This window comes from Geodermatophilus telluris (assembly GCF_900102745.1).
Taxonomy (GTDB): Bacteria; Actinomycetota; Actinomycetes; order Mycobacteriales; family Geodermatophilaceae; genus Geodermatophilus; species Geodermatophilus telluris.
The window spans coordinates 884216-895793 of record NZ_FMZF01000002.1; the positions used below are offsets into that span (position 1 = coordinate 884216).

12 protein-coding genes are annotated in these 11578 nt (G+C 76.0%); 7 read left to right on the top strand and 5 right to left on the bottom strand.

The genetic code is table 11. From position 1 onward, the window contains the following. Position 1 precedes the first annotated feature (1 nt). The 3 genes from BLQ97_RS09525 to BLQ97_RS09535 all read right to left on the bottom strand — a co-directional run bounded on the left by BLQ97_RS09525 (position 2) and on the right by BLQ97_RS09535 (position 2837). The gene (locus BLQ97_RS09525) at positions 2-1234 is read right to left on the bottom strand and encodes a four-carbon acid sugar kinase family protein (RefSeq protein WP_091365418.1); all 1233 of its coding nucleotides are present in this window, start codon (positions 1232-1234) and stop codon (positions 2-4) included. Continuing rightward, positions 1231-2298: a 2-keto-3-deoxygluconate permease gene (locus tag BLQ97_RS09530; RefSeq protein ID WP_091365424.1), complete on the bottom strand. Its 1068-nt coding sequence runs from the start codon at positions 2296-2298 to the stop codon at positions 1231-1233. Before BLQ97_RS09530 ends, BLQ97_RS09525 begins: the two co-directional genes overlap by 4 nt. A gap of 317 nt (positions 2299-2615) precedes the next feature. Further along, on the bottom strand, positions 2616-2837 hold the full coding sequence (locus BLQ97_RS09535) for a hypothetical protein (protein WP_091365427.1): 222 nt from the start codon (positions 2835-2837) through the stop codon (positions 2616-2618). 293 nt (positions 2838-3130) lie between these two features. On the opposite strand from BLQ97_RS09535, the gene BLQ97_RS09540 reads away from it, so the two are divergent. Continuing rightward, entirely contained in the window at positions 3131-5401 is a 2271-nt protein-coding gene (locus BLQ97_RS09540) for a serine/threonine-protein kinase (protein ID WP_091365429.1), read from the top strand. An 88-nt stretch (positions 5402-5489) separates the two neighbouring features. Here the strand turns inward: BLQ97_RS09540 and BLQ97_RS09545 are convergent, their stop codons facing one another. Then, entirely contained in the window at positions 5490-5726 is a 237-nt protein-coding gene (locus tag BLQ97_RS09545) for a hypothetical protein (RefSeq protein ID WP_091365432.1), read from the bottom strand. A gap of 53 nt (positions 5727-5779) precedes the next feature. On the opposite strand from BLQ97_RS09545, the gene cutA reads away from it, so the two are divergent. Then, entirely contained in the window at positions 5780-6100 is a 321-nt protein-coding gene (cutA, locus tag BLQ97_RS09550) for a divalent-cation tolerance protein CutA (protein ID WP_091365434.1), read from the top strand. Here the strand turns inward: cutA and BLQ97_RS09555 are convergent, their stop codons facing one another. After that, positions 6101-7003: an NADP-dependent oxidoreductase gene (locus BLQ97_RS09555; protein ID WP_091365437.1), complete on the bottom strand. Its 903-nt coding sequence runs from the start codon at positions 7001-7003 to the stop codon at positions 6101-6103. It abuts the gene before it with no gap. Positions 7004-7101: 98 nt separating this feature from the next. On the opposite strand from BLQ97_RS09555, the gene BLQ97_RS09560 reads away from it, so the two are divergent. From BLQ97_RS09560 to BLQ97_RS09580, 5 genes are all read left to right on the top strand, one after another. Then, positions 7102-7518, top strand: a complete 417-nt coding sequence (locus tag BLQ97_RS09560; RefSeq protein WP_091365440.1) for a hypothetical protein — start codon at positions 7102-7104, stop codon at positions 7516-7518. Between the two features lie 36 nt (positions 7519-7554). Then, on the top strand, positions 7555-8667 hold the full coding sequence (gene prfB, locus BLQ97_RS09565) for a peptide chain release factor 2 (RefSeq protein ID WP_091365442.1): 1113 nt from the start codon (positions 7555-7557) through the stop codon (positions 8665-8667). Between the two features lie 109 nt (positions 8668-8776). Continuing rightward, positions 8777-9466 carry a cell division ATP-binding protein FtsE gene (gene ftsE, locus BLQ97_RS09570; RefSeq protein WP_091365444.1) on the top strand — a complete coding sequence of 230 codons (690 nt, stop codon included), beginning with the start codon at positions 8777-8779 and terminating at the stop codon, positions 9464-9466. A gap of 43 nt (positions 9467-9509) precedes the next feature. After that, positions 9510-10394, top strand: coding sequence for a permease-like cell division protein FtsX (gene ftsX / locus BLQ97_RS09575; RefSeq protein ID WP_091365448.1), 885 nt, complete (start codon positions 9510-9512; stop codon positions 10392-10394). Between the two features lie 149 nt (positions 10395-10543). After that, positions 10544-11569: an acyl-CoA dehydrogenase family protein gene (locus BLQ97_RS09580; RefSeq protein WP_091365451.1), complete on the top strand. Its 1026-nt coding sequence runs from the start codon at positions 10544-10546 to the stop codon at positions 11567-11569. Positions 11570-11578: the final 9 nt, after the last annotated feature.

Here is an 11578-nt window from a genome sequence, read left to right on the forward strand (position 1 = left end):
TTCAGGGTCGCCGGGCGTGCGCGACGGCGCGGACGAGGGTGTCCGGGTCGCCGAAGCCGCCGGCCTTGGTGGTCACCGGGAGCCCGTCGGCGTCCCCGCCGACCAGCCGGCCGTGCGGGACGCCCTCGGTCACCGCCCCGAGCACCTCGATGCCGGTGCACCCCCACCGGTCCACCAGGGCCCGGGCGCCGTCGCCGCCGGTGACCACGACCCGGCCGAGGGGACGGTGGGCGTGCAGCCGCGCGACGAGCCCGGCCAGCGCGGCGGCGACCGCGTCGGCGCGGACCCCGGGGGTGCGCTCCTCCGGTGCGGTCACCAGGACCAGGCCGGGCAGCGGCCCGGCGGGGACGGCGCGCTCGACCCAGCCGGCCCACGCCGCCTCCTCGGCCAGGTCCGCCGCGGTGGGGGCCAGGTGCAGCAGGTCGCCGCCGCACTCCTCGCGCAGGCGGGCCTCCTGCTCGCGCGCGGTCCGGTGCAGCGAGGTGACCAGCACGAGCAGCGGCCCCTCGCCCGACGGCGGCGGCTCCCCGGGGCCGGCGGCCGTCGCGGGGCGCCACCGGCCGGCCAGCGCCCCGGCGAGCCCGGCCGAGCCGGCGGGCACCGCGTCGGGACCCACGCGGTCGACCGCCTCGGCGAGGCGGGCGAGATCGGCGTCGTCCCCGGCGTCGACGGTGACCACCCGGGCGGTGCGGCCGGCCGCGGTGAGCGCGGCGGCCAGCGCGGCCGGGTCGCCGTCGGCCGGCTGCGGGACGTGCACCGAGCCGGGCAGCAGCTCGGCGAGCCGGGAGGTGGCCACCGGGGTGACCGGGTCGCGCCCGGCCGGGCCGTCCTCGAGCAGCCGGCCGCCGGCCAGCACGACGCCGCCGGCGACCACCCGGTCCATGGCCGGGTAGGCGGGGCAGACGACGGCGAACGCGGCCGGCCGCACCGCCGACCAGCTCTCCAGCGCGCCGCGCACCTGAGCGGCGACCGAGCCGCGCACCGTGGAGTCGACCTTGACGTAGAGCCGGTCGACCCCGGAGGCGTGCAGCCGGGTGACGGCGGCGGCGGTGGCCGGGGCGGCGGCGTCGCCCAGGGCGCGGGCGTCGGTGCACTCGGCGAGCACCGCGTCGGCGGGGAGCCGGTCGGCCCCGGGGCGCAGCCGCAGCAGCGTGGGCCGGCCCTGGCGGGCGAACTGCACCGAGGTGTCGGTCGCGCCGGTCAGGTCGTCGGCGACGACGCCGATGCGGCTCACCGGCCGTCCCCCGCCGTCCTCCCGTCGGGTGCCGACGGGGCGGGTCCGCTCACCGTGGCGACCGGGACGTCGACCTCGTCCTCGCTGGTCAGCCCGCCGGCGCGCTTGAGCACGAAGGACGCGACGATCGGCGCGAGGATCGCGGTGACCAGGGCGGAGGCGGCCACCTGGGCGGTCGCCGTCCCGACGTACTCGGCGAAGCGGGGGTCGGCGGCCGCGACGATCCCCGGGGTGGCGATCGCGTTGCCGGCGGTGGTCGCGGCGGCGAAGCCGATGCCGGCCTTGCGGCCCCGGCGCAGCACGAAGCGGTAGCCGACGTAGACCAGCGCACCGGTGATGAGGACGACGGCGACGCCGATCACCAGGCCGCCGATGCCGCCGGTGACGACCGCACCGAGGTCGATGCCGGTGCCCAGGGCGAAGGCGAAGAACGGGATGACGATGTTGGGCACCGGGCGCAGCACCTCGCGCCACTGCGGGTCGAGGTTGCCCACGAGCGCGCCGAGGAGGAACGGCACGAGCGCCGCCACCAGGGTGAGCACGGGGATGTCGCCGAGGCCGGAGGCGCCGAGGAACAGCAGGCTGAAGAACGGGCCGTCGTTGATCGCCGAGGCCAGGTAGGCGCCGCGGTCGCGGTTGTCGCCGTACTTGCCGGTGAAGGCCAGCCACAGCCCGCCGTTGCTGTTGTCGAAGGCGGCCAGCAGCCCGAGGATCGACAACCCCCAGAAGCCGTCGAGGCCCACGACCAGGCCCAGCAGCACGATCAGGCCGGCCGGGATCAGGCTCTTGAACAGCAGGATGACGCCGGTGTGCGCCAGCACCGGGCCGCCGGTGCGGAACGTGACCTGGGTGCCGGTGGCGAAGATCAGCAGCGCGATGAGCGGCAGCGCGCTGTCCTGGAACAGCGCGGTGGTGAAGCTGCCGATGCCCAGGGCGCCCGGGGCGAAGGTGCCGAGCACCGAGCCGAGCACCAGCGGGATGAGCATCAGCCCGCCGGGGATGCGGTTCATCGTGGCGAACAGGGGCACCCGGGACCGCTCGGTGCCGGAGGGGGCGGAACTCATGGAGCACTCCTCGGTGCGCAGCTCTGCGCCGTCAGTTGTGCGTACAAGATGTCCGTACCGTTGTACACGCGACGGGGCCCGAGGGGAAGACGTGCGGGGGGACGGGTGCGCGGGGCAGTAGCTGGGGCCGCCGTCGACGGCGGCCCCCGTGAGCGCGCCCGGAGCGATCGGCACGGGCGGTGACGGCACACCCGAGCCGGGGGACTGCTGCAGGGGGAGGAGGAACGGGAGGGGGTCACCCGGGACGGCGACCGGACAGGGGAGGTCGCCGCCCGGCGCCGGTGGGCCGGGCGGCGACCTCGCGCCGCGTCAGGGGGTCACTCGCCCCAGGGCACGTAGTCGGTGCCGCCACCGAGGGCGGTGAGCACGATCATGCCGACGAACGCCAGCACGATGAACGCCACGACCGCGGCGAACAGCAGCGGGCCGCGCTCCTCGATGCCGCGCTTCTCGGTGGGCGGTGCCGGGGTGCCCGACGCCTCGGTGGCCGGCCGCGGTTCCTCGGCGGGGGCGGACGGGTGGTCGACGGGCGCGCTCATGGTGCCTCCCGGGGCGGGCCGGCCGACGAGGCCGGCGGCCGGACGCCGCTGCCTCGGCGTCCGGTCCCACGCTAGGGCGGGCGGGTGCCGCCGGGGCGGGTCGGAGGTCCCACGCGGCGGTGACCTTCCGCGTCGGCCCTGACGGGCACCGTGACGGCACGCGCGCGGACGGGCGGGGCGGGCCGGCGGCGGGGCGACGGACTCCGGCCCCGTGCGGGGCGGGCCTACCGTCCGCCGGACGGGGCCGCCTCCGCCGGGACGGCAGCGGCCGGGATCGGCATCGGGGAGCGGGGATGGAGCTCACTGCCGGGACGGTGTTCGCCGGCTACCGCGTGCTGCGGCAGCTCGGCGTCGGGGGCATGGGGTCGGTGTACCTCGTGCAGCACCCGCGACTGCCGCGGCAGGACGCGATGAAGGTCATCCACCCGCACCTGTCCTCCGCCCCCGGGTACGCCGCGCGCTTCGAGCGCGAGGCCGAGCTGGCCTGCACGCTCGACCACCCGGCGCTGGTGCGGGTGCACGACCGCGGCTGCGACGAGGGCCGGCTGTGGCTGACGATGCAGTTCGTCGACGGTGCCGACGTCGACCAGGTCCTGCGCCGGGAGGGCCCGATGACGCCGGCCCGCGCCGTCGGCATCCTGGAGGCGGTCGCCGACGGGCTCGACCACGCCCACGCGATGGGCCTGGTGCACCGCGACGTCAAACCGGCCAACATCCTGCTGTCGAAGCGCGGTGTGACCGGGGAGCGCGCCTTCCTCGGGGACTTCGGCATCGCGCACACCAGCGAGGCCACCCGGCAGCTCACCGACACCGGCGCGCTGCTCGCCAGCCTGCCGTACGCGGCTCCCGAGCAGCTGCTCGAGCGTCCCGTCACCGGGGCGGTCGACGTGTACGCGCTCGGCTGCGTGGTGTTCGAGCTGCTCACCGGGCAGCGGGTGTTCCCCCACGCCTCGCCGCTGGTCCTCATGGGCGCCGTCCTCGCCGGTCCCCGGCCCGAGACCTGGGACGCGCTGCCCCCCGGCCGGACGGGGCTGCGGGAGGTGCTGCAGCGCGCCCTGGCCGCGGACCCGGCCGACCGCCCGCCCTCCTGCACCACCCTCGCCGCGGCCGTGCGCGACGCGCTCGCGCCGGTGCCGACGACCGTGGGACCGGCACCGGTGCCGGCCCCGACCCCGGTGCCCAGCCCCGCCCCGGCCGGCGTGGGCACGGCCGCGCACCCCGACCCCTGGTCGGACCGGTCCCCGCAGTCCTCACCCCCTCCTCCGGGCCCGCCGTCGTGGCCGCCGCAGCCCGCCGTCGGGTCGCCGGCCGCCGCCGGCGGGAGCTGGGACGGGCGGGGGACGACGGACCCCGGCCCGCAGGCCGGGCCGGGCGGCTGGGCCGGGGGCCGGTACCCCACCGACCCGTACCCCGGCGGCCCGCACCCCGGTGAGCCACTCCCCGGCGGGCCCTACGCCGGGGGGCCGTACCCCGGTGGCCCGTACGCCGGCGGCACCCATCCCGGTGGCCCGCCTCCCGACGGGTCGCACACCGGCGGTGCGCGGGCGTCCGGGACCGGCTCGCGGGCACCCCGCCGCTGGCCGTGGCTGCTCGCCGTCCTGCTGCTGCTCGCCGCGGCGGCGGTCGGGATCGTCGTCTGGCGGCCCTGGGCGCTTGACCGCCCGCCCTCCCTCGCGGCGGACGCCGGGGCCGAGGGCGTCGAGCTCCGGTGGCAGCCGGTCGAGGGGGCCGTCGCCTACGAGGTGCACCGCGACGGGGTCCTGCTCGACCGGTCGGACGCCACGACCTACCTGGACACCGGGGCGGGCAGCGGAGCCCGCGTGACCTACTCCGTGGCCGCCGTCGCCGGGGACGGTGAGCGTTCGGCCCTGACCACGGGGGAGACGGTGGTCAGCGCGCTGCACCCGGTCGGTGACCTCACCGCCGAGGTCGTGATGACCGGCGTGGCCCTCTCCTGGACGGCGGTCGACAACGCCGAGCGCTACGAGGTCCACCGGGACGACGACGTGCTCGAGCGCAGCGCCGCCGGCTCGTCCTTCCTCGACGAGGACCCGCCCCCGGGCACGCACGACTACTCGGTCGTGGCCGTCGACGAGGACGGGGACGCGCCCTCGTCCACCGCGTCCCTCGTGCAGGAGGTCAGCCCGTGGCTGGCTGCGGCCGACCTCGCGGCGGCCTTCCGCGACCTGCTGCCCGAGACCCCCGGTCCCGGCGGGTGGAGCGACGCCACGTGCCAGACCTACGAGCCGCGCAGCTCGTCCCCGGCCGCCGCGGGGATCGCCTGCACGTACCCGTCGGGCCTCTACCTCGAGCTCACCCAGTACCCGGACCAGGCGGCGCTGGAGGAGCGGATCGCGCAGCTCGACGAGATCGCCGACCCGTCGGCACCGCAGGGCATCGACGGCGGCGGGTGGTACCGGCAGGGCCCACCGGGCACCGACCGGGCCTGGGAGGCGTGGGGCTTCGTCCAACCCGAGCGGCGGCTGATGGAGGTCTACGTCGAGTGGGTCGGCCACTCGATCGCCGACCTGGACGCGGCGTTCTACAACACCGCGCCGTACTGACCCGCGGTGTCCTGCGGGGTCTCCCGTCGACGCGACGGCGGCCGCCCGGTCCGGCGCGGGACCGGGCGGCCGCTCGGTGGGAGCGCGGTCAGCCGCCGCGCTCGATCTCGGCCTGCACGATGCCGTTCACCGCGGTCCGCAGCGCCTCGCTGGAGGAGTCGCCCTCGGCCAGCGCCGCACGCGCGTCCTCGGGCAGCAGGCCGGGGTCGACGTCGTCCAGCCAGGTGACGTCGCCGCCGACGGTGCGGCCCACCCGCAGGCCCTCGTCCCCCTTGCGCAGCACGTACCGCTCGCCGTCGATGTCGAGTGTCAGGTCGTCGCTCATGGGCGGCCACCTACCCGGCGCGGGCCGCCGCACGCACCCCGCAGGATGACCCCGTGGACGTCGTCGAGGTGGTCGTCACCGGTCCGGACGCCGACTGGCTGGCCGGGTACACCCGGACGCTGGTCGAGGAGCGGCTGGCCGCCTGCGGGCACCAGCTGGTCCCGATCCGGTCGGTGTACCGGTGGGAGGGGCGGGTGCACGACGAGCCGGAGGCCCGCGTCGCGCTGCACACCCGCGCCGCGCTGGTGCCGGCGCTCACCGCCCGCACCGCCGAGCTGCACCCCTACGACGTCCCCTGCGTGCTCGCCCTCACCGTCGCCGGCGGCAGCCCCGAGTACCTGCGCTGGGTGCTCGCCGAGACGCGCGAGCCCTGATCAGGGCACCAGCACCAGCTTGCCGCGCACGTGCCCCTCGCGGCTGCGCCGGTGGGCCTCGGCCGCCCGCTCGAACGGGTACACCTCCGCGACCGGCAGCCGGAGGCGGCCCTGCGCGACCAGCTCACCGACCTCGGCCAGCCGCGGGCCGGCGTCGCCCCCGCCCGTGGTCACCTGCACGCCGAGCTCGGCCGCGCCGAAGTCGGCGATGGTGACCACCTTCCCGGGGTCGCCGGTGAGCGCGACGAGGTCGCGCACCGAGCCGCGCCCGACGGTGTCCACCGCGCCGGCCACGCCGTCGGGCAGCACCTCGCGCACCCGGTCGGCCAGGCCCTCGCCGTAGGGGATGGGGACCGCGCCGAGCGAGCGGACGAAGTCGGCGTTGGCCGGGCTCGACGTGCCGACGACGACCAGGCCCCGGCTGACCGCGACCTGCACGGTGCAGCTGCCGACCCCGCCGCTGGCACCGTCGACGACGACCGTGCGGCCGGTCCGCAGGCCCAGCAGGTCGAGCACCCGGACGGCGGTCTCGCCGGCCACGCCCAGCCCGGCGGCCTCCTCGAAGGACGCGTTCGGCGGCTTGGGCGCCCACGCGCGCAGCACCGCGAACTCCGCGGCGGTGGCCGAGCCCAGGCCGAACACCGGGTCGCCCACGTGCACGCCGGTGACGCCCGCGCCGACCTCGTCGACGACACCGGCCGCGTCGGCCCCGGGGACCCGCGGGCCCGCCAGCGGCCGGCCGCCGGCCATCGCACCCGAGACGACCTTCCAGTCGATCGGGTTCACGCTCGCCGCGCGGACGGCGACGCGCACCGCGCCCGGCCCGGCGTGCGGCTCCTCGACCTCCCGGACGGACAGGACGGCCTCGGGGTCCCCGTACTGGCTGTGCACGACGGCGCGCACGGCGCTCACCTCCCGGACGTGGGACGACGTCCGGCTGCAACCGCGGGGACCGCCGCGCCCTTCCCGGTCGGCCCGCCGGCCGCTGCGAGGATGGCGGCGTGACACCGGCCGCCCGCGACACGACCGCCGTCCTCCGCGACCTCGGCGCCGCCCTGCTGGCCGCCCTGCCGGCCGGTGCCGGCCGCCTGCGCTACCGCGCGGTGGTGGTCGGCGACGTCCGCCGCGACGACCTCACGGCGGAGTCCGCCGACGGGCGGGTCCCCGTGGCGGTGCCCGCCGCCGTCCGCACCACCGTCGAGGAGCTCAAGCGGGTCATGTGGACCCCCGAGCGCGGCACCTGGCTGCAGACGGACATGACCCTCGACCGCTCGTCGGGCCGGCTGCTGCCGCTGTTCAACGCCGAGGCCGAGCCCGGTGGCCCGCCCGTGCCGCGGGAGGCGCTGGTCGCCGAGCTTCAGGCCTTCCCCCGGCCGCCGGAGGCCGTCCCCGGGTGGATGGCCGAGCGGATCGGCTGACCGCCCCGAGCGCGGGGCGCACTACCCTGGGTCGACGTGGCCGCTGACTTCGCCGTCGTCCTGGACGAGCTCGACACGACACTGCAGAGCATCGAGTCCGTCATCGACGTCGACCGGCTCCGCCGCGAGGTCGCCGAGCTGGAGCAGCAGGCGGCCGCGCCCGACCTCTGGAACGACGTCGAGGCCGCCCAGGCGCTGACCTCCCGGCTGTCCTACCTGCAGGGCGACCTGCGCCGGGTCGAGGAGCTGCGCCGCCGCCTCGACGACGTCGGCGTGCTGCACGAGATGGCCGAGGAGGAGTCCGACGAGGCCACCGCCGCCGAGGCCGAGCGCGAGCTGGCCGCGCTGCGCAAGGAGATCGACGAGCTCGAGGTCCGCACGCTGCTCAACGGCGAGTACGACGCCCGCGAGGCGCTGGTCACCATCCGCTCGGAGGCGGGGGGCGTCGACGCCGCCGACTTCGCCGAGATGCTCATGCGGATGTACCTGCGCTGGGCGGAGCGGCACAGGTACCCGGTCGAGGTGATGGACATCAGCTACGCGGAGGAGGCCGGCATCAAGTCGGCCACGCTCGCCGTCAAGCAGCCCTACGCCTACGGCACCCTCTCGGTCGAGCAGGGCACCCACCGGCTGGTGCGCATCTCGCCCTTCGACAACCAGGGACGGCGGCAGACGTCGTTCGCGGGTGTCGAGGTGCTGCCGGTGGTCGAGCAGACCGACCACGTCGAGATCCCGGAGAACGAGATCCGCATCGACGTCTTCCGGTCCTCGGGGCCGGGCGGGCAGAGCGTGAACACCACCGACTCCGCCGTCCGGATCACCCACCTGCCCACCGGGATCGTCGTCTCCTGCCAGAACGAGAAGAGCCAGATCCAGAACCGCGCCGCGGCGCTGCGGGTCCTCCAGGCCCGGCTCCTGGTCAAGCGGCAGGAGGAGCAGCGCGCCGAGATGGACGCGCTCAAGGGGGAGGGCAGCAGCTGGGGCAACCAGATGCGCTCCTACGTGCTGCACCCGTACCAGATGGTCAAGGACCTGCGGACCGAGCAGGAGACCGGCAACACCAGCGCGGTCCTCGACGGGGACATCGACTCCTTCATCGAGGCCGGCATCCGCTGGCGCCGTCAGCAGGAGACCGTCGCCGCGTCCTGACGCGGACCGGCGCCACCGCCCCCCGGCGCGCCGTCCCGTCGGGGACGCGCCGGGCCGACTCGCGGCGAACGGGTCGTGGGGAGCCCCCGGAGAGGTACCGTGGCCCCTCGTGATCGAACTGCAACACGTCACCAAGCTCTACCCGGCCAGCGCGCGGCCGGCCCTCGATGACGTGTCGACCGAGATCGACAAGGGGGAGTTCGTCTTCCTCATCGGCTCCTCGGGTTCGGGCAAGTCGACCTTCCTGCGCCTCCTGCTCAAGGAGGACGACCCGACCCGCGGCACGGTCGTCGTCAACGGCAAGACGCTGAACACGATGAGCAAGTGGCAGGTCCCCAAGCTGCGCCGCACGATGGGCTGCGTCTTCCAGGACTTCCGGCTGCTGCGCAACCGCACCGTGGCCGAGAACGTGGCCTTCGCCCTGGAGGTCATCAACAAGCCGCACCGCACCATCAAGCGCGTCGTCCCCGAGGTGCTGGAGATGGTCGGCCTCGAGGGCAAGGCCGCCCGGCTGCCGCACGAGCTCTCCGGTGGCGAGCAGCAGCGGGTGGCGATCGCCCGCGCGTTCGTCAACCGGCCGCTGGTGCTGCTGGCCGACGAGCCCACCGGCAACCTCGACCCCGAGACCAGCGAGGGGATCATGCTGCTGCTGGAGCGGATCAACCGCACCGGCACCACGGTGATCATGGCGACGCACGACTACCACATCGTCGACTCGATGCGCCGCCGCGTGATCGAGCTCAACGGCGGCCAGATCACCCGCGACCAGTCGCGCGGCGTCTACGGCGTCGGCCGCTAGGTCCCCGCCCCACCGCCGACCTGCACCTCACGCAAGGGAACCCATGCGCGTCAACTTCGTCCTCTCCGAGGTGGCCACCGGGCTGCGTCGCAACCTGACCATGACGGTCGCGATGATCCTGACCACGGCCATCTCGCTCGGTCTCATGGGCACCGGCCTGCTCATCGCCGGGATGATCTCCGACATGAAGGAGATCTACTACGACAAGGTGCAGGTCTCCATCTTCCTGGCCGACGACGTCACCGACGAGCAGCGCACCGCGATCGAGACGCAGCTGTCGGACTCGCCCGAGGTGGCCAGCTTCGTCTACGAGTCCAAGGAGGAGGCCTACGAGCGCTTCCAGCAGCAGTTCTCCCAGCAGCCCGAGCTGGTCGAGAACACGCCGCCGGACGCGCTGCCGGAGAGCTTCCGGGTCGAGCTGGTCAACCCCGAGCGCTACTCGGTCGTCGCCGCGGAGTTCCCCAACGGGCAGAACGGCGTGGACCAGGTGCGCGACGAGGGCGACTTCCTCGACCGCCTGTTCAGCCTGCTCAACGGCGCCCGCAACGCCACGATCGCGGTGGCCGTCGTCCAGGCGCTGGCCGCGCTGCTGCTGATCTCCAACACGATCCAGCTGGCGGCCTTCAACCGGCGCAACGAGACCAACATCATGCGGCTGGTCGGTGCCTCGCGCTGGTACACCCAGCTGCCGTTCATCCTCGAGGCCGCGCTCGCCGGGCTGATCGGCGCGCTGCTCGCCGTCGGCGGGCTGGTGCTCACCAAGGTGCTGTTCGTCGACAAGACGCTGGCCGGGCCGATCAAGGCCGGCATCATCCCGCCGGTCGACTGGAGCGCGATCGCCACGATCAGCCCGATCATCGCCGCCGCCGGCGTGGGCCTGGCCGCGGTCGCCGCCTACGTGACCCTGCGCCTCTACGTCCGGCTGTGACACCGTCGGCCTCCGGCCTCCCACCGCGGCCAGGTGCCGTCCCCCGGTCGCGCTGAGCCCCTCCGTCGGACCCGTCGGGAGCCCTCCGGGCCCCGCGCCCGGTCCGACACCCGTGCGCGTCACCGGCCCGCGGCGGGTAGGGGAGGGACGTGACGACGACGGCTGGTGCCACCGCCCACGACACCGCGGACGACCTCGACACCGGCCGGGCCGACGTCCGCCCGGCCCTGCGGCGGCTGGGGGAGGTCGGCGCGTTCGGCGCGGACGACGACGACCCGACCGAGGCGCTGCTGGCCTCGGTGCGGATGCTGCGCCAGCTCGCCGCGGTGTCGCTGTCGACCGCCTTCTCCGCGTGGTCGCAGCGGATGGTGCTCGAGTACCTCCGCTGCTTCCCGCCGCCCGCGCCGCCGGACGGCCTGCTCGCCGCGCTGCGCGCGGGCACCGTGCCCGGCGCCACCGCGCTGGCCCCCGCGGTCGCCGACCTCGCCGGCACCGGCACGCTCCCGGTCACGGCCGTCCGCGACGGCGCCGGCTGGCGGCTGTCGGGGACCGTGGGCTGGGCGTCGAACCTCTTCGACGACGCCGTCGTCGTCGCCCCCGCCCGCACGGCCGACGAGGGCCGGCTGGTCGTGCTCTTCCGCCGCACCGACCCCGGCGTGACGCCGACCCGGCCGCACGACACGCTGGGCCTGCGCGGCACCGGCACCGGCGGGCTGCACCTCGACGGCGTCGCCGTCGGCCCGGGACAGGTGCTCGGCGATGACCTGAGCGCGTTCATGGCCGTGTGCCGCCCGGCGATGATGCTGCTGCAGACCGCCCTGGCACTCGGCCTCGCCGACGCGGCGCTGGCCGCGGCCCAGGAGCACCTCCCCGCCGTGCTGCGGGCCGACGGCGACGCCCTCGCCGAGCGCCGCGACGACCTTGCCCGGCGGCTGGAGGACCTCGCCGGCGACCGGGTGGGCGTCGGCCCCGGCGACCTCGCCCGGCTGCGGCTGGCCGCGCTCGACGTCGCCGCCGAGGCGGTGCGGCTGGAGACCGCGGTCGCCGGCGGGGCGGGGTACCTGGCCGGCAGCGGCACCGCCCGCCGCGTGCGGGAGGCGGCGTTCCTGCCCGTGCAGGCCCCCACGTACGGGCAGCTCCGGCGCGAGATCAGCGCGGCGGGTCCCCGGCAGTAACCTGGGGTC